Source organism: Shinella sp. S4-D37 (genome assembly GCF_040812195.1).
Taxonomy (GTDB): Bacteria; Pseudomonadota; Alphaproteobacteria; order Rhizobiales; family Rhizobiaceae; genus Shinella.
Genome location: NZ_JBFNXL010000005.1, coordinates 1389800 through 1414345 on the forward strand (window position 1 = coordinate 1389800; position 24546 = coordinate 1414345).

Genomic DNA, 24546 nt, shown 5'->3' on the forward strand with positions numbered 1-24546 from the left:
CTTTCCTATCCTCAGGCGGTCGCGCCCTCGATGATCTCGTATCCCGTATTCACGACCTCGGTTTCGGCGGGCCGCCTCGGCTCGGCGATGATGCGCCCGGCGGCGATGCGGCCGATCTCGAACCGGTTGGAGCGGACGGTCGACAGCGGCATGGGGATCGCCTGGCCGATGTCGAGCCCGTTGAAGCCGAAGAGCGCGAGCTCTTCCTTGACCGCGATGCCGGCCGCAAGGCAGTGGAAATAGCCGCCGACCGCCATGTCGTCGTTGACGAAGACGGCGGCGTCGATATCCGCCCCGGCGAGCAGCCTGGCCAGCATCTCCGCCCCCCCGGTGACGGAACTCGGCCCGTCGACATGCACCTCCGCGGCAAGGGTAAGGCCCGCCTCGGCGAGCGCGGCGACGAGGCCTTCGTAGCGCAGCCGCGCGCGCCGGTCGGCGACCCAGTCGTGGCCGACATAGCCGATGCGACGATAGCCCCGGGCGATCAGGTGCCGGCCGCTGTCGTAACCGGCCTGCCGGTGGGAAAAGCCGACGACGAGATCGACGGGATCGCCCTCCGTATCCATCAGTTCGACGACGCGCACGCCGCTTTCCCTGAGCAGCCGGCGCGTGACGTCCGTGTGGTCCGAGCCGGCGGTGATGATCGCCATCGGCTGCCAGGCGAGCAGCGAGGAGAGGATCTCCTGCTCCTTCTCGCGGTCGTATTCGCTGACCCCGAGAAGCGGCTGGTAGGGGCTGCCGGCCAGCCCCTCGTAGATGCCGCGCAGCACCTCCGGGAAGACGATGTTGTGCATCGAGGGCAGGATGACGCCGATGAACAGCGAGGCCGAGGAGGCGAGCGTGCCGGCCGCCCGGTTCGGCACATAGCCGAGCGCCTCGATCGCGCCGCGCACGCGCTGGCGCGTCTCCTCGGCGATCGGCCCCTTGCCGCGAACGACCCGCGAGACGGTGATCTCGCTCACGCCGGCAAGGCGGGCGACATCGGTCAGGGTGGGTTTGGTCGGCGGCATGCGCAGTCTTTCAGGGTGGTTTCAGGTCGAATGACAGCGCTAACATATTTTTCTTGCGAGCCTCCCGTCAATGTGTTTGACTGAACATATGTTAGCGCTGTCATAAGAATAGCGGACGGGGAGGACGGGATGGATCCAGCGAAATCGGTCGCAGTGATCGGCCTAGGCGCCATGGGGATCGGCATGGCCCGGTCGCTGTTGCGCGCCGGCCTTTCCGTCTCGGGCTACGACACCAATCCCGATGCGCTGGGCGCGCTGGAGGCGGCGGGCGGCCGGGCGGCGCCAAGCGCCGCCGAGGCGGCGCGCGGGGCGGATATCCTCGTCCTCGTCGTCGTCAATGCGGCCCAGGTCGAAAGCGTGCTGTTCGGCGCCGGCGGCGCCGCCGCGGCGCTCGGCCCGGGCGCCGTCGTCATCGCCTCGCCGACCATGGCGCCGCAGGAGGCGCAGGATTTCGCACGGCGCGCGGAGGAGGCCGGCCTTCTCTATCTCGACGCGCCGATCAGCGGCGGCGCCGCGAAGGCGGGCGCCGGCGCGCTGACGGTCATGGGGTCGGGGTCGCCGGAGGCCTTTGCCGCCGCCGCCCCTGCGCTCGACGCGATGGCCGAGACCGTCTACCGGCTCGGCGACAGCGTCGGTATCGGCTCGTCGTTCAAGATCGTCAACCAGCTCCTGGCCGGCGTCCACATCGCCGCTGCCTGCGAGGCGATCACCTTCGCCAAGAGCCTCGGGCTCGACATATCCCGCGTCTTCGACGTCATCACGAAATCGGCCGGCAACAGCTGGATGTTCGAGAACCGCATTCCGCATGTGCTGGCCGGCGATTATGCGCCGATGAGCGCCGTCTCGATCTTCACCAAGGACCTCGGCATCGTCTCCGATCTCGGACGGCGGCAGAAATTCCCGCTGCCGGTGACGAGCGCCGCGCTGCAGCTTTTCGTCATGACGGAGGCGGCGGGCATGGGGCGTGACGACGATTCGTCCGTCGCCCGGCTGCTCGCCGGCATATCCGGCCTCACGCTTCCCGGCATGGGGCCGGAGGAGAAGGACTGAGATGCCGCGCTTTGCCGCCAACCTCTCCATGATGTTCACTGAGCGGCCGCTCCTGGAGCGATTCGGCGCGGCGGCGGAGGCGGGGTTCGAGGCGGTCGAGTATCTGTTCCCCTATGACCATCCGACCGAAGCCGTCGCCGCGGCGCTGCGGGCGGCGGGCCTGCGGCAGGTGCTCTTCAACCTGCCGCCGGGGGACTGGGCGAAGGGCGAGCGGGGGCTTGCGGCCCTGCCGGAGCGCGCGGAAGAATTCCGCCGCTCGGTCGCGACGGCCCTCGACTATGCGCGGGCGCTGGATGCGCCGCTGCTGCATGTGATGGCGGGCCTTGCCCCGGTCGGCGATCCGGCCGCCGCCGCGGCCTATCTCGACGCGCTGCGCTTTGCCGCCGATGCGGCGGGGGCGGCGGGGCGCACGCTTCTCATCGAGCCGATAAACCGGCGCGACATGCCGGGCTATTTCCTCGACGATTTCGACCGGGCGGCCGAAATTATCGATCGGCTGGAGCACCCGAACCTGAGGCTCCAGTTCGATATCTACCACCGCCAGATCCTGCACGGCGACGTGCTGACGGGCCTAGAAACGCTGATGCCGGTGATCGGCCACGTCCAGGTCGCCTCCGTGCCGAAGCGACAGGAGCCCGGCACCGGCGAACTCGACGATTTCCGCATCTTCGCGGCGCTCGATGCGCTCGGCTATGACGGCTGGGTCGGCTGCGAATACCGTCCCGCCGGCGCCACCCTCGACGGCCTCGGCTGGCTGGAGCGTGCGCGCGCGCCGCGAGCCGACCATGCGGTGCACAATCGGAGGGCGGCTTTTTGATGCGGCGCGGCGACGAAGCTGTCTTGACGGGCCCAGCCTTTCCGGCTTTGCTGGCAACTGATCTGCTGGACCAACCAGTAGATCAGTTGGAGGGCGAGATGGCGATGGGCGGACGTCCCGTGCTGGTCGAAATGCCGAAGGTGGGCAAGGCGCTCGACCGGCGCACCGCGCGCGACCTCATCGCCGAGAAGATCATGGTCCTCATCGCGACCAACATGCTGCGGCCGGGGGACGAATTGCCGGGCGAGCGCGAGCTCGCCAATGTCATGCATGTCAGCCGGGAGACCGTGCGCGGCGCCATCCGGCAGCTTGCCGCCCGCAACATCCTCGACGTCGCGCAGGGCAGCCGCACGCGCGTCACCGCGATCGACCTCAGCGACCTGCCGGTGACGATCGTCTCGCCGAACGCCATCAACAACTACGACCTGGAGGCCGTGCATGCGGCGCGCCTGCATGTCGAACTGAAGGTGGTGGGCGATGCGGCCGAGACCATCGACGAGGAGACCCTCGCCAAGCTCGACGACCTTCTGGAGGCGCAACGGGCCGGCGGCGACGACGCCATGCGGTTCCTCATCTGCGACCGCGAGTTCCACGTTTCGATCTATCGGGCCTGCGGCAACCCGCTGCTCGCCGATTTCGTCACCGATCTCTACACCTACATGATGGATTTCCGCCGCTCGGCCATGTCGCGGCCGGGGGCGATCGAGGCGAGCTATCGCGATCATCTGGAGATCGTCGAGGGGCTGCGCCGGCGCGACCGCGAGGCGGTCACCCGGGCGTTCCACACGCATCTGCAGCGCATCTACGCGACCACCGGGGAACTGGTCGCACAGGCCGGCAAAGCCGGGAAGGGTTTCGGGCAGGAGCAGGATTGAAGGTCCTGTCCACCGGGCAGGCACGACGCAGGGAGGTCCGCCGCACATGCATGTAATGGTGATCGGAGCGGCCGGCATGATCGGCCGCAAGCTGGTGGAGAGGATTTCGGCCGAACCCGGCGTGCTCGGCTACGACGTCGCGGCGATGACGCTGGTGGACGTCGTGACGCCGCCGGTCCCGGCCGGGCTTTCGGCGATTGCCTCCGCGCTGGCGCTCGATGTCTCGGACCCCGGCGTCGCCGAAAGCCTCGTCGCCAGGCGCCCCGACGTCGTCTTCCACCTCGCCGCCATCGTTTCGGGCGAGGCCGAGGCCGATTTCGACCTCGGCTACAAGGTGAACCTCGACGGCACGCGCTTCCTCTTCGAGGCGATCCGCCGGGAGGGCCTGCAGGCGCCCTATGCGCCGCGGGTCATCTTCGCCTCCTCGATCGCGGTCTTCGGCGAGCCCTTCCCGGAGAAGATCGGCGATACGTTCTTCACCACGCCGCTGACGAGCTACGGCACGCAGAAGGCGATCAGCGAATTGCTGCTGGCCGACTATACGCGCAAGGGTGTGTTCGACGGCATCGGCATCCGCCTGCCGACCATCTGCATCCGCCCGGGCACGCCGAACAAGGCCGCGTCCGGCTTCTTCTCCAACATCCTGCGCGAGCCGCTCGCCGGCAAGGAAGCCGTGCTTCCGGTGGACGAGAACGTGCGCCACTGGTTTGCAAGCCCGCGCTCGGCGGTCGGCTTCTTCGTCCATGCCGCGCGCATGGACACCGCGCGCATCGGCCCGCGCCGCAATCTCACCATGCCAGGCCTTTCCGCCCTCGTCGGCGAGGAGATCGAGGCGCTGGGGCGGATCGCCGGGCCGAAGACGGTCGCCCTCATCCGGCGCGAGCCGGATCCGGTGATCCGCCGGATCGTCGCCGGCTGGGCGACGGACTTCGACGCGCAGCGTGCGCGCGAACTGGGTTTTACGGCGGAAAGCACGTTCGACGAGATCATCCGCATCCATATCGAGGATGAATTGCAGGGACGTATCGCAGATGGCTGACGGGCAAGCATAGTTCGTGGCGGACCGGCCGGGGTGCAGGGTCTTGAGGAGGACCCGCCCCCGGCACGGCACGGCAAATCGGTTCTGGGAGGAACGCATATGGCAGGTGTCGACTTCGTCGATGTGAGGAAATCCTTCGGCGCTTTTCCGGTTATCAAGGGCGTCGATATCAAGATCGAGGACGGCGAGTTCGTGATCCTGGTCGGCCCGTCCGGCTGCGGCAAGTCCACGCTGCTGCGCATGCTGGCGGGGCTGGAGAACATCACGGCCGGCGAGATCCGTATCGGCGAGCGGGTGGTCAACACGCTGCCGCCGAAAGAGCGCGACATCGCCATGGTGTTCCAGAACTACGCGCTCTACCCGCACATGACCGTGGCGGCCAACATGGCCTTCTCGCTGATGCTCGCCGGCAGCCCGAAATCCGAGATCGACAGCCGCGTCGCCAAGGCGGCCGACATCCTCGGGCTGTCCAAGCTCCTGGACCGCTATCCGCGCCAGCTTTCCGGCGGCCAGCGCCAGCGCGTCGCGATGGGGCGCGCCATCGTGCGCGATCCGCAGGTCTTCCTGTTCGACGAGCCGCTTTCCAACCTCGACGCGAAGCTGCGCGTGGCCATGCGCGCGGAGATCAAGGGGCTTCACCAGCGCCTCAAGACGACGACGGTCTATGTCACCCACGACCAGATCGAGGCCATGACCATGGCCGACAAGATCGTCGTCATGCATGACGGCATCGTCGAGCAGGTCGGCGCGCCGCTCGATCTCTACGACAACCCGGCGAACCTCTTCGTCGCGGGCTTCATCGGCTCGCCCGCCATGACCATGATCTCAGGCCGGCTCGACCCCGGCGATGCCCATGCCTTCGTCACGGCGGACGGCACGCGCCTGCCGGTCGCGCGCCCGCCGGCCGCAGCCGCCGGCAAGAACCTCGTCTATGGCCTCAGGCCCGAATATATCAGCCTCGACGCGGCAGGCCTGCCGGCGGAGGTCGTGGTGATCGAGCCCACCGGCTACGAGACGCAGCTGGTCGTCAGGTTCGGCGGCGCGGAGGTCACCTGCGTCTTTCGCGAGCGGGTGAACGTGCGCCCCGGCGAGACGATCCGCGTTTCGATCGATGCGAACCATGTGCATCTGTTCGATGCGGAGACGGGCGTCAGGCTCGTCGACTGAACATCGTCTTGCGCCGTCGGGAGGAGGGGCCCGGAGGCATGTGCGGTGATTGGGTCCCGGCCAGGCCGGGCACCGATGCGAGGCATTCGCCCAAGCGGGACGGCGGATGCTCGAACGAGCAAAGCCCGCATCCTAGGAGGAGTGCAAATGACGTTCAAAAGACGCGATTTTCTTGCAGCATCCGCCGCTGCGGCCGGCCTTGCCGGCCTCGGCATCCGTCCGAGCTTCGCCCAGGCGGCCGAGCCGACCTACACGCCGGAGGAGGGCGCCAGCCTTCGCCTCCTGCGCTGGACGCCGTTCGTGCAGGGCGACGAGGACGCCTGGCTCGCCAACACCAAGAAGTTCACCGAGGCGACCGGCGTCGAGGTCCGCGTCGACAAGGAAAGCTGGGAGGACATCCGCCCGAAGGCGGCCGTTGCCGCCAATGTGGGCTCCGGCCCCGACATGGTCATGTGCTGGTTCGACGATGCCCACCAGTATCCCGACAAGCTGGTCGACCTGACGGATCTCGCCAACTATCTCGGCGGCAAGTACGGCGGCTGGTACGACGGCATGAAGGGCTATGCGATGCGCGGCGACAAGTTCATCGCCATGCCGCTGACGGCCATCGGCAACGCGGTCGTCTACCGCCAGAGCCACATGGAGGCCGCCGGCTTCAAGGAGTTCCCGAAGGACACGGACGGCTTCCTTGAACTGTGCAAGGCGCTGAAGGCCAAGGGCACGCCCGCCGGCTTCCCGCACGGCAAGGCCGTCGGCGACGGCAACAACTATGCCCACTGGCTCTTGTGGAGCCATGGCGGCAAGATGGTCGACGAGGGCGGCGTCGTCTCCATCAACAGCCCGGAGACGATCAAGGCGATCAACTATGCCAAGGCGCTCTACGAGACCTTCATCCCCGGCACGGAGAGCTGGCAGGACATCAACAACAACCGCGCCTTCCTCGCCGGCCAGGTATCGCTGATCGCCAACGGCGTCTCGGCCTACTATGCGGCGAAGAAGGACCCGGCGCTGGCCGAGATCGCGGCGGACATGCGCACGACCAACTTCCCGATCGGCCCGGTCGGCCAGAGCGTCGAGCTGCACCAGACGAGCTCGCTCCTGCTCTTCAGCCACACGAAGTATCCGGAAGCGGCCAAGGCCTACATCAAGTTCATGATGGAGGCCGACCAGATGAATGCCTGGATCACGGGGGCGAGCGCCTATTGCTGCCAGCCGCTCAAGGCCTTCGCCGACAACCCGATCTGGACGGCCGATCCGATCCACGCGCCCTATGCGCGGGCTTCCGAGACGCTGCGCCCGAACGGCTATGCCGGCCCGCTGGGCTATGCGTCGGCCGGCGTGATGGCCGACTACGTGCTCGTCGACATGTTCGCGGCGGCCGTGACCGGCCAGATGACGCCGGAAGAGGCGGCGGCCGAAGCCGAACGCCGCGCCAACCGCTACTATCGCGTCTGACGGGACGTACCGCTTCAGGCCCCGGCGGCATCGCGCCGCCGGGGTTTCCAGACGAGATTGAGAGGAGAAGCCATGTCCGTCGTGCCGTCCGGTAAGCCGCCATCCGCCATGGCGTCGCTGATGCAGAACAACAATGTGCTCGGCTTCCTCTTCATGGTGCCGGCCGCCGTATTCCTCCTCTGCTTCCTCACCTATCCGCTCGGCCTCGGCGTGTGGCTCGGCTTCACCGACACGCGGATCGGGCGGGACGGCGTCTTCATCGGGCTGGAGAACTACGCGTTCCTGGCGCAGGACAAGGTCTTCTGGCTCTCGGTCTTCAACACGCTGCTCTACACGATCGTCGCCTCGGTCCTGAAATTCGCGCTCGGGCTCTGGCTGGCGCTGCTTCTCAACCAGAACCTGCCGTTCAAGTCCTTCTTCCGTGCCGTCGTGCTGCTTCCCTGGGTCGTGCCGACGGTGCTGTCGGCGCTGGCCTTCTGGTGGATCTACGACAGCCAGTTCTCGATCATCTCCTGGTCGCTGATCCGGCTCGGCGTCATTGACGGCCCCATCAACTTTTTGGGCGACGCCAACAATGCGCGGGCCTCGGTGATCGCCGCCAATGTCTGGCGCGGCATTCCCTTCGTCGCGATCTCGCTGCTGGCGGGCCTGCAGACCATTCCCGCCTCGCTGCAGGAGGCCGCCTCGCTCGACGGGGCGACGGGCTGGCAGCGCTTCCGCTATGTGACGCTTCCCATGCTGACGCCGATCATCGCCGTGGTGATGACCTTCTCCGTCCTCTTCACCTTCACCGATTTCCAGCTGATCTACGTGCTGACGAAGGGCGGGCCGGTGAACGCGACGCACCTGATGGCGACGCTCTCCTTCCAGCGCGGCATTCCCGGCGGGCAGCTCGGCGAGGGCGCGGCGATCGCCGTGGCGATGGTGCCGTTCCTGCTCGCCGCCATCATGTTCAGTTTCTTCGGCCTGCAACGCCGCAAATGGCAGCAGGGCGGCCAGGATTGAGACCGGGAGGAAGACCATGAGCACCAAGACCACGATCCCCGCCGACGTCCTGACCGACGACAAGGAAGGGATGAGCTATCTCAACCGCCTGCCGCGCCGCGTCGTCACGCTCTACCTGCCGATGGCCGTCTTCGTCTTCGTGCTGCTTTTCCCGTTCTACTGGATGGGGATCACGGCGGTGAAGCCGAACGCGCAGCTCACCGACTACAACAACTATAGCCCGTTCTGGGTCGTCGGGCCGACGCTCGACCACATCAAGTACCTGCTTTTCGAGACATCCTATCCGGGCTGGCTGTGGAACACGATGCTGGTGGCGGTCTGCTCGACCGTCCTGTCGCTCGCCGCCTCCGTCTTCGGCGCCTATGCGATCGAGCGCGTGCGCTTCACGGGCTCGCGCTCCGTCGGCCTGCTCATCTTCCTCGCCTATCTCGTGCCGCCGTCGATCCTCTTCATCCCGCTCGCCTTCATCGTCTTCAAGCTCGGCATGTACGATTCGCGCCTCGCGCTGATCTTCACCTATCCGACCTTTCTCATCCCCTTCTGCACCTGGCTCTTGATGGGCTATTTCCGCTCCATCCCCTTCGAGCTGGAGGAAAGCGCGCTGGTGGACGGCGCCTCGCGCTGGCAGATCCTCATCAGGATCATCCTGCCGCTCGCCGTGCCGGGCCTGATCTCGGCGGGCATCTTCGCCTTCACGCTGTCGTGGAACGAGTTCATCTACGCGCTCACCTTCATCCAGTCCTCGGAGAACAAGACGGTGCCGGTGGGCGTGCTGACGGAACTCGTGCGCGGCGACGTCTTCGAATGGGGATCGCTCATGGCGGGGGCGCTCTTCGGCTCGCTGCCGGTCGTCATCCTCTATTCCTTCTTCGTCGACTACTACGTCTCGTCCATGACGGGCGCGGTGAAGGAATAGCCCGTCACGCGCGGTGGGCCGCGGCGACGATCGAGTTGCCGAGCAGCCGGACTTCCGCATCGAGAAAGGCGGGAAGGCCCGGCAGGCGAGGCGGCGCGGCGCCCTTGTGGAACGCGGCGATGATTTCGGCGAGCGCGGCGTGCAATTGCGCCGCGCCGTCCTTGCCGAACAGGTCCTCCGCCAGGGCGGCATTCCCGTCCGTCGCCGCGGCGGCTTCGATCCGCCATGCGGCGGCAAGCAGGCGATAGGCGAGGCGCTGGGTGGCGACCACGGCGGGCCAGAGCGGTTCGGCGGCGACGCGGCTGTCCGTGCTGCTGCCGACGGCGGTGTCGAAGCTCTGCAGCAAGAGGATCGTGTGATGCTGGAGGTTGCGCCGGGCGCTGCGTGCCTCCGCCGTATCGGCATCGCCGGAGGAAAGGCGCTGGGCGACGAGGTCGATCGCGCCCCAGCTGCGCAGCAGCGCCTGCGCGATCGCCCGGGTGGCGTCGCGCCTTGCCAGCAGCAGAAACACCGCGATGCCGATCGCGCAGCCCAAAATCGTGTCCTCGGCGCGGATCCAGACCTGGTGCGGTATATCCGGCACCGGTTGGCCGCCGGCGGCGATGGTCAGCGCAATCGCCGTGATGAACACGACGGCCAAGCCGTAGTTCCGGAGCACCAGCATCTCGATGATGAATTGCAGCACCATGACGGTCGCGGCGAGCCACAGCCCCTGGGGATGCAGAAACAGCACGCCGCCGGCCAGCACCGTGCCGATCAGCGTGCCGCCGACCCGCTGGATCCCCCGCTCCAGCATCGTCGCCCGGTCGAGCCCCTGGTAGAGCATCAGCACGGCCGCGGCGGTGATCCAGTAGGCATGCTCGATATTCGTCACCCAGCCGATGAGCCCGCTGACCGCCGCGGCCACGGCCACCCGCAGGCCGATCTCGAACGGCTGCGCGCCCGGCCTTGCGCTTTCCCTCAGCAATTGCCAGCCGCTGACGCGCCCGAGGGGGATGTGGCCCGGATCGGTGACGTCGCGCGGCATCGACCCCTGCCGGGCGATGGCCTCCACGCGCTCGACGCTTGCCTGCGGGATGGGTTCGCCCGCCACCGAAGCGTTGATCGCCTCGGCGAAGATCATGTGCAGTTCCCGGCCTTCCATGCGCAGCCGCGTCAGCGTGCCGTCCGGGCGGGGCTGCACCGGCTGCTGGCCGACCAGCGCGGTCCAGGCGAGATGCAGGGCGATGGCCGCCTGGTGCCGGGCGATATCGGCGCGCGGCGTTCCGGCGGCGGAAAGGAAGGCGCCGACCGCGCGGGCGGCCGCCTTCAAGGCCTGCACCTCCGGCCCGCGCGGCGCGAAGACCGCGCCGGCCATATGCAGCATCCAGGCGAAGGCCCCGCCGGCGAAGACGAGCGCGCCCACATGCCACCAGGCGAGATGCTCGGCGCCCATTGCCGTGCCGGCGGCGACCGCGAGCGTAAAGAGATAGGCGCCGGGCGGCGAGACCTTCAGGGCGCTGCACAGGAAGGCGGCGGCGGTCGCTATCAGCGCTATCACCGGAATGGTCAGCCATACGGCGCCGCCCGCCGCCACGCCGATCATGACGGCAAGCGCGAAGGCGATGGCGATGGCGCCGAGATGGAAGGCGCGGTTCACGAACGGCCGGTCGTTGCCATAGACGGCGGTGAAGCCGCCGATCGTCGCCATCAGGCCCGCCGGCAGGTCGCCGGCCAGCCAGCCGGCGGCGGCCGGAACGCCCATCGCCAGGGCCGCGCGCAGCGCGAACGGCCAGCGCCGGGCGCTCGGCTTGCTCATGGCAAACAGGGATGACAACCGAAAGGCCGGCCCCCTCGGCGGCGGAATATCGGGTTTCCGGTTCGGTTCAGGCATGGCGGTCCAGGGCGCTCAGACCGGCCGAACCTAGTTCGCCCGGACCGGATTGGCAATCCGGCGCGCTGTGCGGGCCGGTACGAAAGATGTGCTGAGGGTATCTCAATTTCTGTGTGATCAATGTCAGCCTATCGAAAACGGTTTGGTGGATCGACATGGTCGCAGCAGTTTCCTCATCGACATCGGCGGCCGTGACGCTGACATCCTCGTCGGGCGGCGGCAGCCTTTCCGCGCTCGAAGCGCAGCTCTCCAGCAAGCAAGGCGAGCTTGCCGAGGCGCAGGACGAGGACGCGAAGGCGGAACTTCAGGAGGCCATCGCCAGCCTCAAGGCCGAGATCGCCGCGCTGAAGGCGGCAAGGGAGGCGGGCTCGGCCCGCCAGCAGACGGCGCAGGGGTCGGCGGACGAAGACACTTCGCGCATCGGCACGCGCAACTTCGAGGACGGCGATCCCTTCGGCGAGCGGGAACTCTACGTCTGACCGGGGACGGGCACCGGCGGGTTGCCGATGCCGTAGACGAAGATGCGGATGCAGCGCCGCATATAATCCTTGCGCGCATCGAGGCCGGGCCATTCGGCGCCCGTGCCCGTCTTCGTCACGATCGCGCCGAACATCATGTCCATGAGCATCCGCGCCGCGCTGGCCGTGTCGTCGACGAAGAGCCGCCCGGCCAGCCTTTCCCCCTCCAGCCATTGCGTGAGCAGGGCATGCGCCCGCAGGCCGCCGAGGCGTCGCATCATCTCGCCGACCTCGGGATAGCGCACGGCTTCGACGATGGTGAGATTGAGAAACGCCGCGCGCGCCTTATCTTCCTCCTCACCGATATCGACCTGGAAGATCCGTTCGAGGGCTTGCGCGAGGTCAAGCCCCTCATAGTCCCCGGGAAGGGCCAGCATGCTCTCGCGATGCTGCTCGATGATCGCGCCGAGCAGGTCGGTCTTGGAAGGGAAGAGTTCGTAGAGCGTGCGTTTGGAGGCGCGGCAATGGGCGGCGACGTCGCTCATGGTCGTCCCGCCATAGCCGCGGGCGAGGAACAGGTCGCGCGTCGCCGCGACGATTTTCGCGCGCTGCTCGGCCGGTGTGGCACGTTTCGGCCGGCCGCGGGTCCTGCTTGCGGCGGCGGGGGGGAAGGCGGGTGTTTCGGGCATGGGATTCCGGAGGCCATTGACAATGTCGTCCGGTGGAAATTAATGGTACTCATGAGTTTTGTAAATAACACGCCGGCAGGATCGAGACCCGCCGCCAATGAAAAGGTGCACGATGCGCGTGAAGACCCTGAGGATCGGCCTGGTGGCCGCCGGCCTCCTTCTGGCGGCCTGCTCGGATCAAGGCGGCGGAAGCGCTCCTCCCGGCGGGGGCGCGCCTTCCGCGATCGAGGTGGGTGTCGTGGTTCTCAAAGGCCAATCCGTGCCGCGCCACGCGCAGCTTTCCGGCCGCGTCGTGGCGCGTGCCACGGCGGAAATCCGCCCGCAGATCGACGGCATCATCGAGAGCATCGTTTTCCGCGAGGGGCGGCAGGTCAAGGCGGGCGACATCCTCTTCAAGGTGCGTGACGCGAAGTTCCGCGCGGCCTATGCGGCGGCGGCCGCCGCCCTGTCCCGTGCCGAGGCGACCGAGCAATCCGCGCAGGTCGCCTTCGACCGGAACGAGCGGCTGCAATCGCAGAGCGCGGTGAGCCAGCAGTCGCTGGACGAGGCGCGGGCGGCGCTGCTCCAGGCGAAGGCCGACGTGGAGGCGGCGAAGGCCAGCCTGGAGACGGCGCGCATCGATCTCGACAACACGGTGATCGAGGCGCCGATCGCCGGCATCATCGGCACGGCGGGCGTCAGCGTCGGCTCGCTCGTCACCCAGAACCAGACGGATGCGCTGGCGACGATCCGCCAGATCGATCCCGTCAATGTCGATCTCGTCGATACCAGCGCCAACCTCCTGCGGATCCGCCAGGACGTCGAGGCCGGGCGCCTCGGTCGTGAGGGGGAAGGCGCGCCGAGCGTCAGGCTGACGCTGGAGAACGGCGCGGACTACAAGGCTGCCGGCACGATCTCGCTGGCGACGGTCAATGTCAGCGAAAGCACCGGCACCTTCACGCTGCGCGCAAGCTTCCCCAATCCCGAGCGCATCCTGCTGCCGGGCATGTTCGTGCGCGCCTCCGTCGATCTCGGCACCATGCCGAACACCTTCCTGGTGCCGCAGCGCGCGGTCCAGCGCAGCGGTGCGGGCGAGCCGATCGCCTATGTGGTTTCCGCCGACAGCAAGGTCGAGCAGCGCACGCTTTCCACCGAAGGCACGAGCGGCAACGACTGGATCGTCACCGACGGCCTGAAGGACGGCGATCGCCTGATCGTCGACGGCTTCCAGAAGATCTCCGCCGGCGCCGCCGTCAGGCCGGTGGACGTGACGATCGACGAGGACGGCGTCGTCAAGCAATCCCTCGCCGGCCCGGCCGCGACGGGCGATGCGTCGGGAGCCGCCCAATGACCGAAGGCCTCCGGCGCAATGCCCTGGCGAGCTTCTTCATCGCCCGCCCCGTCTTTGCCATCGTGCTGGCGATCGCCACCCTTCTGTCGGGCGTGATGGGCATCTACTCGCTCTCCATCTCGCAATATCCCGACGTCGCGCCCGTCACCGTGCGCATCGGCGCAAGCTATTCCGGTGCCACCGCCGAAGCGGTCGAGAACTCGGTGACGACGAAGATCGAGAGCGTGCTGACCGGCCTCGATGGCCTGCTCTACATGGAATCCACCTCCAATACCGGCTCGGCCTCCATCTCGCTGACCTTCGCCAGCGGCACGGATCCGGAACTGGCGCAGGTCGAGGTGCAGAACAAGCTGGCGCGCGTCGAATCGCAGCTTCCCGAGGCCGTGCAGGATTCCGGCGTTAGCGTGTCGCGCTCGCCCTCGGGCATCCTGATGATCGGCAACATCGTCTCGCGCGACGGCCGCTACACGTCCTCCGAACTCTCCGACATCATGTCGAGCAGCATCGAGGAGCGAATCGAGCGCCTCGATGGCGTCGGCTCCGTGCAGTCCTTCGGCAGCGGCTATGCCATGCGCGTCTGGCTCGATCCCGACCAGATGCAGAAGTACCAGCTCGTCCCCTCCGACGTGACCTCGGCCATCCAGGCGCAGAACGCCCAGGTCGCCGCGGGCTCCATCGGCTCGACGCCCGTCGTGCGCGGCCAGCAGCTGAAAGCCAGCATCGTCGCGCAGACGCAACTGACCTCGGCGGACGAATTCAGGAAGATCATCCTGAAGACGGCGACGGACGGCTCCGTCGTGCGCCTCGGCGATGTGGCGCGCGTCGAGATCGGGCTTGAGCGCTACGGCCAGAGTTCGACCTTCAACGGCATGCCGGCCGCCGGCTTCGGCGTGCAACTGGCGAGCGGCGCCAACGCCATCACGACAGCCGAGGCCGTGCATGCCGAGCTCGACAGCCTTGCCGGCGCGCTGCCCCAGGGCGTCGAGATCGCCTATTCCTACGAGACGACGCCCTTCGTGGAGCTGTCGATCGAGAAGGTCGTGGAGACGCTGATCGAGGCGATCGTGCTCGTCTTCCTCGTGCTCCTGCTCTTCCTGCAGAACCTGCGCGCGACGATCATCCCGATGATCGCCGTGCCCGTCGTGCTGCTCGGCACGTTCGGCGTGCTGGCGGCGCTCGGCTATTCCATCAACATGCTCACCATGTTCGCCATGGTGCTCGCCATCGGCCTTCTCGTCGACGACGCCATCGTCGTGGTGGAGAATGTCGAGCGCGTCATGTCGGAGGAGGGGCTTTCGGCCCGCGAGGCGACGGAGAAGTCGATGGGCGAGATCACCGGCGCGCTCATCGGCGTGGCGCTGGTCCTCACCGCCGTCTTCATCCCCATGGCCTTCTTTTCGGGCTCGGTCGGCGTCATCTACCGGCAGTTCTCCGTCACCATCGCCAGCGCCATGCTGCTGTCCGTCCTCGTCGCGATCATCCTGACGCCGGCGCTCTGCGCCATGCTGCTGAAGCCGACGCATGGCGGGCTGGCGGCGCGTGTCTTCGGCGGCTTCAACCGGGGATTCGAGAAGACGACGCGCGGCTATGTCAGCGCCGTCGGCGCCATGCTGCTGCGGCCGCTGCGCATGCTCGTGCTGTTCGCCGCGCTGCTCGGCGGCGCCTGGTGGGTCTATGGGCAACTGCCGTCCTCCTTCCTGCCGGAGGAGGATCAGGGCGTGCTGATGACGCAGATCACGCTGCCGGCCGGCGCCAACGCCGCCCGCACCCAGGCCGTCATCGACATGGTCGAGGACTATTTCCTCACCGAGGAGAAGGACGCCGTGCAGAGCGTCTTTATGACGCTCGGCTTCGGCTTCGGCGGCAGCGGCGAGAACGCCGCGATGGCCTTCGTGCGGCTGAAGGATTTCGACGCGCGCAAGGACGCGCCGCTCTCGGCGTCCGCCATCTCGCAGCGGGCCTCGGCGCATTTCCGCCAGATCCGCGATGCGGAGGTCTTCGTCCTCGCCCCGCCGGCCATCCAGGGGCTCGGCCAGAGCAACGGCTTCTCCCTCTATCTGGAGGACACCGGCAACAACGGGCGCGACGCGCTGACGGCGGCGAGCAACCGGCTTGCCGATCTCGCGCAGGCGGATGACACGGTCGGCAATATACGCGGCAACACCCGCACGCTGGAAAGCCAGCTCAAGATCGAGGTGGACCAGGAGAAGGCCGGCGCGCTCGGCGTCGATCTCGGTGGCATCAACGGGTTGATCTCGACGGCCTTTGCCGGCAGCAACGTCAACGACTTCGTCTATAACGGCGAGATCAAGCCCGTCTATGTGCAGGCCGACGCGCCGTTCCGCATGCAGCCGGAGGACCTCGATCGCTGGTATGCCCGCAACGGCAGCGGCGAGATGGTGCCGTTCTCGGCTTTCGCGACGACGAAGTGGGTCCAGGGCTCGCCCTCGCTGTCCCGCTTCAACGGCACGGCGGCGATCTCCATGAACGGGGCGGCGCAGGCGGGCGCCAGCTCCGGCGATGCGATGGACCGCATGGAGACGCTCGTCGCCAGCCTCGACGGCGGCTATGGCGCGGCCTGGTCCGGCCTTTCCTATCAGGAGCGGCTCGCCGGCTCGCAGGAGGCGATGCTCTACGCCGTCTCCATGCTCGTCGTCTTCCTCTGCCTCGCCGCGCTTTACGAGAGCTGGTCCATCCCGCTCTCCGTTCTCCTGGCGGTGCCGGTCGGCGTGCTCGGCGCGCTGGTGGCCGCCTGGGCCTTCGGCCAGTCGAACGACGTCTATTTCAAGGTCGGCCTGCTGACGACGATCGGCCTGACGGCGAAGAACGCCATCCTCATCGTCGAATTCGCCAAGGACCTGCGCGACCAGGGGCGAAGCGTCGTCGAGGCCGTGCTGGAGGCGGCGCGCATGCGCCTTCGCCCGATCATCATGACGTCGCTCGCCTTCATCCTCGGCGTCCTGCCGCTCGCCTTTGCGACCGGCGCAAGCTCGGCGGCGCAGAACGCCATCGGCATCGGCGTGATGGGCGGCATGATCGCGGCGACCGTGCTCGGCATCTTCTTCGTGCCGCTGCTCTTCGTGCTCGTTGCCGGGCGCTGGCGCGGCTGAGCCCCCCTGGCGGCGGTGCGCCCGTCAGATGCCGCCCATGCAGAGATATTTCATCTCCAGATAGTCCTCCAGCCCGTGGCGGGAGCCCTCGCGGCCCATGCCGGATTGCTTGACGCCGCCGAAGGGGGCGGCCTCCGAGGACATGCGGCCGGTATTGATGCCGACCATGCCGTATTCCAGCGCCTCGGCGACCCGCCAGACGCGGCTGAGATTGGAGGCGTAGAAATAGGCGGCGAGGCCGTAGATCGTGTCGTTCGCCTCGCGCACCACCGCGTCGGCGTCGGTGAAGCGGATGATGGGGGCGAGCGGGCCGAAGGTCTCCTCCTGCGCGATGCGCATGTCGCGGGAGACGCCGGTGAGCACGGTCGGCGCGAAGAAGGTGCCGGCGCCCTCGATGCGCGCGCCGCCGCAGCGGATGCTGCCGCCGCGCGCCACCGCATCGGCGACATGCGCCTCGATCTTGGCGAGCGCCCGCGTGTCGATCAGCGGGCCGATCGCCGTCTCCGGCGCAAAGCCGTCGCCGACGTGGAGCGTGCGCACCCGTTCGGTGAACTTGCGCGCGAATTCGTCGTGCACGCCGGCCTGCACGTAGAGCCGGTTGGCGGAAACGCAGGTCTGGCCCGCATTGCGGAACTTCGCCTGGATGGCGCCGTCGACGGCCGCATCGACATCGGCGTCGTCGAAGACGATGAAGGGCGCATTGCCGCCGAGCTCCAGGCTGAGCTTCTTCACCTGGTCGGCGCATTGCCGCATCAGGAGCCGCCCGACCTCGGTCGAGCCGGTGAAGCTGATCTTGCGCACCGTCGCGTTGGAGCAGAGTTCCCGCCCGATGGCGTCGCCCTCGCTGGCATAGACCAGGTTGACGACGCCGGCCGGGAAGCCGGCCTTTTCGGCGAGCGCGAACATCGCGCCCGCCACGAGCGGCGTCTGTTCGGCCGGCTTGAGCACCACCGTGCAGCCGGCCGCGAGCGCCGGAGAGATCTTTCGCGCGACCATGGAGGCCGGGAAGTTCCAGGGCGTGATGGCGCCGACCACGCCGATCGGCTGCTTGATGACGATCATGCGCCGGTCGCGGGAGGGGGCGGGGATCGTCTCGCCATAGACCCGGTTCGCCTCCTCGGCATACCATTGCAGATAGGCCGCGGCATGGGAGACCTCCGATTTCGCCTCGGCGAGCGGCTTGCCCATCTCGGCGGTGAGGATGGTGGCGAGATCGTCGGTGTGCTGCACGATCAGCTGGTGCCAGCGCCACAGCGTGTCGGAGCGCTCGCGCGCCGTCTGCGCGGCCCATTCCGTCTGCGCCTCGCCGGCGCGGTCGATGGCGGCACGGGTCTCGGCCGCGCCCATGTCGGGAATGTCGGCCAGATGCGCGCCGGTGGCCGGATCGAGGACCGCGAAGGTGGGATTGTCCGCGGCAAGGCCGAGCCAGGCGGGATCGCCGATCGCCTCGAACAGCGCCGGGTTCTTCAGGCGGCGCGTGAGATTGTGAGACAGGGCCAAACGGTATCCTCCCGGTGATGCGTCCTCGACGATGCAATAGGATAGCAACGGGCCGCCTGCAATCGGGATCATGTCCCGGAGACAGGACTGTGATCCGGCGAAGGCGCCCCTGCGGTCGCCTCGGCGAAAACGGCGTTGGATTGTTAACACAACGCTTTGACCTTGTGCCGGCTTTCGGCGATGAATGGGGATGCGGGAAGGATCGGGGACCTTCGGGGCAAGGATTCGTTCGCGCATGGGGAAATTACCGACCGCCGGGCGTTTTCGAGGCACTTGCCAGCCGGCGCATACCAATGGGTGAGGGAGCATGGAAATTCTAACGGCAGCCGGTCTGACGGCGCTTTTGCAGGTCATCGCGATTGACCTCGTTCTGGCCGGCGACAACGCGGTGGTCATCGGGCTTGCGGCGGCGGGCCTGCCGGCCGAGCAGCGCAAGAAGGCGATCCTGGTCGGCATCCTGGCGGCGACCGTGCTGCGCATCGTCTTTGCCCTCGTCGCGGTGCACCTGCTGGCGATCATCGGCCTCCTGCTCGCCGGCGGCCTCCTGCTTTTGTGGGTGTGCTGGAAGATGTGGCGCGAACTGCATGCCGGCCATGGCGGCGAGGAAGAGGCGAGCCTGCAGGACATGCCGAGGAAGACCTTCCTCCAGGCCGCCACGCAGATCGTCGTCGCCGACGTCTCCATGTCGCTCGACAACGTCCTGGCCGTCGCCGGCGCCGCGCGCGAGCATCCGAGCGTGCTGGTCATCGGCCTTGCCCTTTCCATCGCGCTGATGGGAATCGCCGCGAACTTCATCGCCAACCTGCTCAACAGGCACCGCTGGATCGCCTATGTCGGTCTCGTGATCATCCTCTATGTCTCGCTCGACATGATCTATCGCGGCGCGATGGAGGTGATGCCCTATCTGGCGCTCGGCTAGAGCATTTTTAGCCGAAGCGGCATCGCTTCGGCGTCGGACGATGCGGTAGGAACAAGAATCCGGGGCGTCCGCTTTTCCGGGCCTTTTCTCACAGGAAGATCAGGCCCATGCCGGTGACGACGAGGAGGGCGCCGGCCCAGGCGCCGCCGGCGGGCCGCTCGCCGGTCTTCAGCCACAGCATGGGCAGGATCATCACCGGCGAGGTGGCCGACAGGGTCGAGACGATGCCGACCTTGCCGCCGGAAAGCGCAAAGAGCAGCAGCGTCATGCCCATGGCCAGCGCCAGGATGCCGGTGAGCGCCGTCAGCGCCGCGACCTTCAGCGTCAGCGGCCCCTTCGGCTTCACGGAGGGGATGGGAAGCTGGATCAGGATGCTGAGGCAGAAGGCGGCGATGCCGACGCGCAGCAGCGAGGCGAGGAAGGGATCGATGCCGGTCGCCATGACGGGCCGCGCGAGAATGGAGCCGATCGCCTGGCCCGTCGCCGCGCCGATGCCGAGGAGCACGCCGGCCCACAGCGGTCCCTTGATCGCCTCCCATTGATGCATCTGCGCCCGGCGCTTGCCGAAGACGATGGCGAGCAGCACCCCGGCGGCCGTCAGCAGGATGCCCGCCACCGCAAGGCCCGACAGCGTTTCGCCGAGCGCCAGCCAGCCGAGCAGGGCTGCGATCGGCGCGTTCAGCGCGAAGAGGACGCCGGAGCGGCGCGGCCCGAGGCGATTCAGCGTCTCGAAGAGCAGCGTGTCGCCGACGAAGATGCCGATCAGCCCGGAGAGGAGCAGCGGCCCGGCATTCGCCATGTCCAGTTCGCGCCAGGCGCCGGTGGCGAGCACGTAGCAGGCCAGCAGCCCGGTGACGAAGACCTGGCGCGTCCGGTTGAAGGCCGGCGCGCCGAGATGGCCGGCGGGGCCTGCCGAGATCAGGCCGGTAAAAGCCCAGCAGGTCGCCGCGCCCAGCGCGGCAAGTTCGTGGATTGGCATGGTTTTCCGATCGGTAGGGACGGGCCGGGAGAAAATCGCGTGTCGTGCCGTTAAAGCGGGATCGGACGGCTTTCGTCCAGAGGGGCTTGCAGCCGTCAACAGGGACTTTCGGCGCCGGGCACCCTTGAGGGATGGTGTGCCGGCGAAACAAGATCCCGCGCAAACGGGAAGGCCGGGGGCAGCCGCCGATGGCGGTGCCGATGTCCTCGTCCGGCCGGAGGACGTCCGTCTGGGCGGCGCGGGTCCGCTCGACGCTGGAGCTTGCGGACGGCCGGACCCTCCGGGCCTTCAGCCGGAAAAAGCCGGTGCCGGGCGACACCGTGTCCGTGACGATCGCGTCCGCCTGGCGGCGGTAGCCGAAAACCACAGGGAACCGGCGTGCGGCGAGATCGTTAGTCTGTCACCTATCAATGGAGAACAGGCAGCCATGGACAAGAAGTCTCAGGTTTCGACGTCGCAGGAAGACAAGCGCCGGGAGGAAAACAAGTCCGGCGTGATCGTCGCCGGCCCGAAGGCGCATGCGAACGAGCGCGCCGGGAAGGCGCCGGAGGGGCGCAAGCCGAAATCCGGAGACGAGCAGTCGAAGCGCCCGGCAAAACCCTCATAGTCTTCAAGCCTTCCCCCGCGCGGGCGGGGGAAGGCGTTTCGTGTCGTCCCGGCCGTCAGGCCTTGAGATCGAAGCGATCGGCGTTCATGACCCTGACCCAGGCGGCCACGAAGTCGTTGACGAACTTCTCCCGGCTGTCGTCCTGGGCATAGACTTCCGCATAGGCGCGCAGGATCGAGTTCGAGCCGAAGACCAGGTCGACGCGCGTCGCGGTGTATTTGGCGGCGCCCGTCTTGCGGTCGCGGATTTCGTACAGGTTGTTGCCCGTCGGCACCCACGAATAGCCCATGTCGGTGAGCGTGACGAAGAAGTCCGTCGTCAGCGCCCCGACACGGTCGGTGAGGACGCCATGGGCGGTGCCGGCATGGTTGGTGCCGATCACACGCAGGCCGCCCATCAGCACCGTCATTTCCGGCGCGGTCAGGCGCATGAGCTGGGCGCGGTCGAGCAGCAGCTCCTCGGGGCTGACGACATAGTCCGTCTTCAGCCAGTTGCGGAAACCGTCGGCGATCGGCTCCAGCGGCGCGAAGCTGTCCGCATCGGTCTGCTCTGCGCTGGCATCGCCGCGGCCGGGCGCGAAGGGTACGGTCACGTCGAAGCCGGCGGCCTTGGCCGCCTGTTCCACGCCGTAATTGCCGCCGAGCACGATGACGTCGGCAAGGCTTGCGACGGTCTCGGCCGCGATCGGCTTCAGAACGGAGAGAACGCGGGCGAGCCGGGCGGGCTCGTTGCCTTCCCAGTCCTTCTGCGGGGCGAGGCGGATGCGCGCGCCGTTGGCGCCGCCGCGGGCGTCCGAACCGCGGAAGGTGCGGGCGCTGTCCCAGGCGGTCGCGACCAGGTCGGAGACGGAAAGGCCGGAGGCCGCGATCTTCGCCTTGACCGCCGCGGCGTCGTAGTCCGTGCGGCCGGCCGGGATGGGATCCTGCCAGACCAGCACTTCCGCCGGCACGTCCGGGCCGAAGTAGCGGCTGCGCGGGCCCATGTCGCGGTGCGTCAGCTTGAACCACGCGCGGGCGAAGGCGTCGGAGAAGGCGTCGAAGTCGTCGCGGAAACGCTCGGAGATCGCGCGGTAGGCCGGGTCGACCTTCAGCGCCATGTCCGCGTCGGTCATCATCGGCATGACGCGGATCGAGGGATCCTCCACGTCGACCGGCTTGTCTTCCTCGGCAATCGTGATCGGCACCCACTGCGACGCGCCGGCCGGGCTGTGGGTCAGCGTCCATTCATGCTTGAACAGCATGTCGAAGAAGCCGTTGTCCCACTTGGTCGGCTTGGTGGTCCAGGCGCCTTCGAGGCCCGAGACGACCGTGTTGCGGCCGATGCCGCGGCCCTTGGTGTTCATCCAGCCGAGGCCCTGGAACTCGGGGCCTGCGGTTTCCGGATCGGCGCTGAGGTCGCCCGGATTGCCGTTGCCGTGGCACTTGCCGATCGTGTGGCCGCCGGCGGTGAGCGCCACGGTCTCGGCGTCGTCCATGCCCATGCGGGCGAAGGTCTCGCGCATCTGCGCGGCCGTCGCCAGCGGGTCGGACCTGCCGTTGACGCCTTCGGGGTTGACGTAGATGAGGCCCATCTGCACGGCGGCCAGCGGGTTTTCCAGCGTGGCGGGCGCGGAGACGTCGCCGTAGCGGCCGTCGCTCGGGGCGAGCCATTCCTTCTCGTCACCCCAGTAGGTGTCCTTTTCCGGGTGCCAGATGTCCTCGCGGCCGAAGGCGAAGCCGTAGGTCTTCAGGCCGGCCACCTCGTAGGCGATGGTGCCGGCGAGCGCGATGAGGTCGGCCCAGGAGATCTTGTTGCCGTACTTCTTCTTGATCGGCCACAGCAGGCGGCGGCCCTTGTCGGTGTTGACGTTGTCCGGCCAGGAATTGAGCGGGGCGAAGCGCTGGTTGCCCGTGCCGACGCCGCCGCGGCCGTCGGTAACGCGGTAGGAGCCGGCGGCGTGCCAGCTGACGCGGGCCATCATGCCGACATAGCTGCCCCAGTCGGCCGGCCACCAGTCCTGGCTGTCCGTCATGAGCGCATGGAGGTCGGCCTTCAGCGCCGCCACGTCCAGCTTCTTCAGCTCCTCGCGATAATTGAAGTCCTTGCCCAGCGGATTGGTCTTGGTGTCGTGCTGGTGCAGGATGTCGAGGTTCAGCGCGTTGGGCCACCATTCCATGACGGACTTGCCGAGCGCCGTGTTGCCGCCGTGCATGACCGGACACTTGCCGGTCGTGGTCGTCTTCGTATCCATTTGGTCCTCCAACGGATTTTCTTGATTCGACAGGACACCGGAAGGGAACTTGCAGGCGCGCCTCTTGGGTCGGCGCCGCGGTGAAGCGTCTTCCGGGTTGCCAAGGCGTAGCAAAGCCAAACCATAAACTCCAATTGTAAAAACTAAAGTCTCCGATATGCTCAGGTTATGAATGGGCTGACAATGAAACATCTGCGCTATTTCGAGGCGCTGGCCCGCATCGGCCATTTCGGCCGGGCGGCGGAGAGCTGCGCCATCTCGCAGCCGGCGCTCTCCGTGCAGATCCGCGAGCTGGAGGAACTGGTGGGCGTGCCGCTCGTCGAGCGGGGCGGGCGGCGCATCCGGCTGACGGGGCTCGGCGAGGAATTCGCCGAGCGGACGCGGGCGATCCTGCGCTCGGTCGACGAGCTGGAGGATCTCGGCCGGGCGGCGAACGGGCCGATTGCCGGACGCCTCCGCCTCGGCGTCATCCCGACGGTCGCGCCCTATCTCCTGCCCGACATCATCAAGTCGCTGGCACGGCTCTATCCCGGCATCGACCCGCGGCCGCGCGAGGCGATCACCCAGCGGCTGATCGAGGACCTGACGGAGGCGAAGCTCGACGCCGCCATCGTCGCGCTGCCGATTTCGGAGCCGGCGCTCGAGGAGATCGCGCTGTTCGAGGAGGAATTCGTGCTGGTGCGGCCGCTGGAGGACGCCGGCAAGCCGGTGCCGAGTTCCGACAGGCTTCACGAGATGCGCCTGCTGCTGCTGGAGGAGGGGCATTGCTTCCGCGACCAGGCCCTCTCGGTCTGCAATGTCGGGGCGAGCGCGATGCGCGACCTGATGGAGGGAAGCTCGCTGTCGACGCTGGTGCAGATGGTCGGGGCGGGCATCGGCGTGACGCTCATTCCGCAGATGGCCGTCGATACGGAAACGCGCTCCGCCGCCGTCTGCATATCCGCGCTGGCCGCGCCCCGGCCGACGCGGACGATCGGCATGGTCTGGCGCAAGAGCAACCCGCTTTCGGCGCAGCTTGCGACGATCGCCGGCATCATCCGCGACGCCGGCCTCAAGAAACAGGAACGCGCCGGGGAAGGGCGCTCGCTCCCCTCATGAGGGCATGAGGGCGACGGCGGCGACCAGCCAGAGCAGTTTGCACAGGAGATGCAGGGCCTGGTCCTGCGCAAAGCTGATCTTCCGCCTGATCTTGGCCTCGTCGATCAGCACATGCAGGACCCATTCGGCAAGGCCGAGCAGGACGTGCCCCGTCACCAGCAGCACCACGGCGCCGTGGATGCCGGCATGGGCGACGAGGTGGTAGGCCCGCAGCGGGCCCTCGACCTTCGCCTTCACCAGGAAGTCCGATTGCAGGGGATAATCGGCCAGCCAGTGCCCGGCGCACAGCAAAAGACCCATGGTCAGAATTTCGTTCGTCATCGAATGAACTGCGCAGCCTGGACGTTATGGTGATGCCGCCGGTGGCCGGGAATCCGTGCGATCGGCGGGATGAACCGTTGTTTTATTGCACCGTCCGC

At 67.7% G+C, this 24546-nt stretch carries 21 protein-coding genes; 14 read left to right on the forward strand and 7 right to left on the reverse strand.

Annotated features, from left to right (window positions below; all coding sequences use genetic code 11):
* Positions 1 to 11: 11 nt before the first annotated feature.
* Entirely contained in the window at positions 12 to 1010 is a 999-nt protein-coding gene (locus AB3G45_RS14170) for a LacI family DNA-binding transcriptional regulator (protein ID WP_367831173.1), read from the reverse strand.
* Between the two features lie 129 nt (positions 1011 to 1139).
* On the opposite strand from AB3G45_RS14170, the gene ltnD reads away from it, so the two are divergent.
* The 8 genes from ltnD (at position 1140) to AB3G45_RS14210 (ending at position 9334) form a co-directional block, all read left to right on the forward strand.
* Entirely contained in the window at positions 1140 to 2060 is a 921-nt protein-coding gene (gene ltnD / locus AB3G45_RS14175; RefSeq protein WP_367831174.1) for an L-threonate dehydrogenase, read from the forward strand.
* Position 2061: 1 nt separating this feature from the next.
* Entirely contained in the window at positions 2062 to 2877 is an 816-nt protein-coding gene (gene otnI / locus AB3G45_RS14180) for a 2-oxo-tetronate isomerase (protein WP_367831175.1), read from the forward strand.
* Positions 2878 to 2981: 104 nt separating this feature from the next.
* Positions 2982 to 3752: a FadR/GntR family transcriptional regulator gene (locus tag AB3G45_RS14185; protein ID WP_367831176.1), complete on the forward strand. Its 771-nt coding sequence runs from the start codon at positions 2982 to 2984 to the stop codon at positions 3750 to 3752.
* 46 nt (positions 3753 to 3798) lie between these two features.
* Entirely contained in the window at positions 3799 to 4791 is a 993-nt protein-coding gene (gene denD, locus AB3G45_RS14190) for a D-erythronate dehydrogenase (RefSeq protein WP_367831177.1), read from the forward strand.
* A gap of 99 nt (positions 4792 to 4890) precedes the next feature.
* Positions 4891 to 5958, forward strand: a complete 1068-nt coding sequence (locus tag AB3G45_RS14195; protein WP_367831178.1) for an ABC transporter ATP-binding protein — start codon at positions 4891 to 4893, stop codon at positions 5956 to 5958.
* 147 nt (positions 5959 to 6105) lie between these two features.
* On the forward strand, positions 6106 to 7413 hold the full coding sequence (locus AB3G45_RS14200) for an ABC transporter substrate-binding protein (RefSeq protein WP_367831179.1): 1308 nt from the start codon (positions 6106 to 6108) through the stop codon (positions 7411 to 7413).
* Positions 7414 to 7485: 72 nt separating this feature from the next.
* Positions 7486 to 8418: a carbohydrate ABC transporter permease gene (locus AB3G45_RS14205; RefSeq protein WP_367831180.1), complete on the forward strand. Its 933-nt coding sequence runs from the start codon at positions 7486 to 7488 to the stop codon at positions 8416 to 8418.
* 16 nt (positions 8419 to 8434) lie between these two features.
* Entirely contained in the window at positions 8435 to 9334 is a 900-nt protein-coding gene (locus tag AB3G45_RS14210) for a carbohydrate ABC transporter permease (RefSeq protein WP_367831181.1), read from the forward strand.
* A 4-nt stretch (positions 9335 to 9338) separates the two neighbouring features.
* Here the strand turns inward: AB3G45_RS14210 and AB3G45_RS14215 are convergent, their stop codons facing one another.
* Positions 9339 to 11132 carry an FUSC family protein gene (locus AB3G45_RS14215; RefSeq protein ID WP_367831182.1) on the reverse strand — a complete coding sequence of 598 codons (1794 nt, stop codon included), beginning with the start codon at positions 11130 to 11132 and terminating at the stop codon, positions 9339 to 9341.
* A gap of 230 nt (positions 11133 to 11362) precedes the next feature.
* Between AB3G45_RS14215 and AB3G45_RS14220 the strand changes: the two genes are divergently transcribed.
* A complete protein-coding gene (locus AB3G45_RS14220) occupies positions 11363 to 11686 on the forward strand; it encodes a hypothetical protein (RefSeq protein ID WP_367831183.1) in 324 nt (107 codons plus the stop codon).
* Here AB3G45_RS14220 and AB3G45_RS14225 read toward each other — a convergent pair.
* Entirely contained in the window at positions 11677 to 12354 is a 678-nt protein-coding gene (locus AB3G45_RS14225) for a TetR/AcrR family transcriptional regulator (protein ID WP_367831184.1), read from the reverse strand. The genes AB3G45_RS14220 and AB3G45_RS14225 overlap by 10 nt on opposite strands.
* Positions 12355 to 12466: 112 nt before the next feature.
* Here AB3G45_RS14225 and AB3G45_RS14230 point away from each other — a divergent pair, with 112 nt between their 5' ends.
* Together AB3G45_RS14230 and AB3G45_RS14235 are read left to right on the forward strand one after the other, a co-directional pair.
* On the forward strand, positions 12467 to 13684 hold the full coding sequence (locus AB3G45_RS14230; RefSeq protein WP_367831185.1) for an efflux RND transporter periplasmic adaptor subunit: 1218 nt from the start codon (positions 12467 to 12469) through the stop codon (positions 13682 to 13684).
* A gap of 23 nt (positions 13685 to 13707) precedes the next feature.
* A complete protein-coding gene (locus AB3G45_RS14235; protein WP_367833582.1) occupies positions 13708 to 16794 on the forward strand; it encodes an efflux RND transporter permease subunit in 3087 nt (1028 codons plus the stop codon).
* A 24-nt stretch (positions 16795 to 16818) separates the two neighbouring features.
* Here AB3G45_RS14235 and AB3G45_RS14240 read toward each other — a convergent pair whose 3' ends face one another.
* Complete coding sequence (locus tag AB3G45_RS14240; protein WP_367831186.1) at positions 16819 to 18294, reverse strand: NAD-dependent succinate-semialdehyde dehydrogenase; 1476 nt, start codon at positions 18292 to 18294, stop codon at positions 16819 to 16821.
* A gap of 307 nt (positions 18295 to 18601) precedes the next feature.
* Here AB3G45_RS14240 and AB3G45_RS14245 point away from each other — a divergent pair, with 307 nt between their 5' ends.
* Positions 18602 to 19213 (forward strand): TerC family protein, encoded by a 612-nt coding sequence (locus AB3G45_RS14245; protein ID WP_367831187.1) that lies wholly within the window; start codon positions 18602 to 18604, stop codon positions 19211 to 19213.
* 88 nt (positions 19214 to 19301) lie between these two features.
* On the opposite strand, the gene AB3G45_RS14250 is transcribed toward AB3G45_RS14245, so the two are convergent.
* The gene (locus tag AB3G45_RS14250) at positions 19302 to 20192 is read right to left on the reverse strand and encodes a DMT family transporter (protein WP_367831188.1); all 891 of its coding nucleotides are present in this window, start codon (positions 20190 to 20192) and stop codon (positions 19302 to 19304) included.
* Positions 20193 to 20619: 427 nt separating this feature from the next.
* Here AB3G45_RS14250 and AB3G45_RS14255 point away from each other — a divergent pair, with 427 nt between their 5' ends.
* Complete coding sequence (locus AB3G45_RS14255; protein ID WP_367831189.1) at positions 20620 to 20799, forward strand: hypothetical protein; 180 nt, start codon at positions 20620 to 20622, stop codon at positions 20797 to 20799.
* Between the two features lie 55 nt (positions 20800 to 20854).
* Here the strand turns inward: AB3G45_RS14255 and katG are convergent, their stop codons facing one another.
* Positions 20855 to 23029, reverse strand: a complete 2175-nt coding sequence (katG, locus tag AB3G45_RS14260; RefSeq protein WP_367831190.1) for a catalase/peroxidase HPI — start codon at positions 23027 to 23029, stop codon at positions 20855 to 20857.
* 168 nt (positions 23030 to 23197) lie between these two features.
* Between katG and AB3G45_RS14265 the strand changes: the two genes are divergently transcribed.
* On the forward strand, positions 23198 to 24127 hold the full coding sequence (locus tag AB3G45_RS14265; RefSeq protein WP_367831191.1) for a hydrogen peroxide-inducible genes activator: 930 nt from the start codon (positions 23198 to 23200) through the stop codon (positions 24125 to 24127).
* On the opposite strand, the gene AB3G45_RS14270 is transcribed toward AB3G45_RS14265, so the two are convergent.
* Entirely contained in the window at positions 24122 to 24448 is a 327-nt protein-coding gene (locus AB3G45_RS14270) for a DUF3307 domain-containing protein (RefSeq protein ID WP_367831192.1), read from the reverse strand. The two genes, AB3G45_RS14265 and AB3G45_RS14270, sit on opposite strands and share 6 nt — an antisense overlap.
* Between the last annotated feature and the right edge of the window lie 98 nt (positions 24449 to 24546).

What these genes read in the sequence shown, in the direction of transcription:
- AB3G45_RS14170 (WP_367831173.1), bottom strand. Translation starts at nt 1,010, where the DNA reads ATGCCGCCGACCAAACCCACCCTGACCGATGTCGCCCGCCTTGCCGGC.
- ltnD (WP_367831174.1), top strand. Translation starts at nt 1,140, where the DNA reads ATGGATCCAGCGAAATCGGTCGCAGTGATCGGCCTAGGCGCCATGGGG.
- otnI (WP_367831175.1), top strand. Translation starts at nt 2,062, where the DNA reads ATGCCGCGCTTTGCCGCCAACCTCTCCATGATGTTCACTGAGCGGCCG.
- AB3G45_RS14185 (WP_367831176.1), top strand. Translation starts at nt 2,982, where the DNA reads ATGGGCGGACGTCCCGTGCTGGTCGAAATGCCGAAGGTGGGCAAGGCG.
- denD (WP_367831177.1), top strand. Translation starts at nt 3,799, where the DNA reads ATGCATGTAATGGTGATCGGAGCGGCCGGCATGATCGGCCGCAAGCTG.
- AB3G45_RS14195 (WP_367831178.1), top strand. Translation starts at nt 4,891, where the DNA reads ATGGCAGGTGTCGACTTCGTCGATGTGAGGAAATCCTTCGGCGCTTTT.
- AB3G45_RS14200 (WP_367831179.1), top strand. Translation starts at nt 6,106, where the DNA reads ATGACGTTCAAAAGACGCGATTTTCTTGCAGCATCCGCCGCTGCGGCC.
- AB3G45_RS14205 (WP_367831180.1), top strand. Translation starts at nt 7,486, where the DNA reads ATGTCCGTCGTGCCGTCCGGTAAGCCGCCATCCGCCATGGCGTCGCTG.
- AB3G45_RS14210 (WP_367831181.1), top strand. Translation starts at nt 8,435, where the DNA reads ATGAGCACCAAGACCACGATCCCCGCCGACGTCCTGACCGACGACAAG.
- AB3G45_RS14215 (WP_367831182.1), bottom strand. Translation starts at nt 11,132, where the DNA reads ATGAGCAAGCCGAGCGCCCGGCGCTGGCCGTTCGCGCTGCGCGCGGCC.
- AB3G45_RS14220 (WP_367831183.1), top strand. Translation starts at nt 11,363, where the DNA reads ATGGTCGCAGCAGTTTCCTCATCGACATCGGCGGCCGTGACGCTGACA.
- AB3G45_RS14225 (WP_367831184.1), bottom strand. Translation starts at nt 12,354, where the DNA reads ATGCCCGAAACACCCGCCTTCCCCCCCGCCGCCGCAAGCAGGACCCGC.
- AB3G45_RS14230 (WP_367831185.1), top strand. Translation starts at nt 12,467, where the DNA reads ATGCGCGTGAAGACCCTGAGGATCGGCCTGGTGGCCGCCGGCCTCCTT.
- AB3G45_RS14245 (WP_367831187.1), top strand. Translation starts at nt 18,602, where the DNA reads ATGGAAATTCTAACGGCAGCCGGTCTGACGGCGCTTTTGCAGGTCATC.
- AB3G45_RS14250 (WP_367831188.1), bottom strand. Translation starts at nt 20,192, where the DNA reads ATGCCAATCCACGAACTTGCCGCGCTGGGCGCGGCGACCTGCTGGGCT.
- AB3G45_RS14255 (WP_367831189.1), top strand. Translation starts at nt 20,620, where the DNA reads ATGGACAAGAAGTCTCAGGTTTCGACGTCGCAGGAAGACAAGCGCCGG.
- katG (WP_367831190.1), bottom strand. Translation starts at nt 23,029, where the DNA reads ATGGATACGAAGACGACCACGACCGGCAAGTGTCCGGTCATGCACGGC.
- AB3G45_RS14265 (WP_367831191.1), top strand. Translation starts at nt 23,198, where the DNA reads ATGAATGGGCTGACAATGAAACATCTGCGCTATTTCGAGGCGCTGGCC.
- AB3G45_RS14270 (WP_367831192.1), bottom strand. Translation starts at nt 24,448, where the DNA reads ATGACGAACGAAATTCTGACCATGGGTCTTTTGCTGTGCGCCGGGCAC.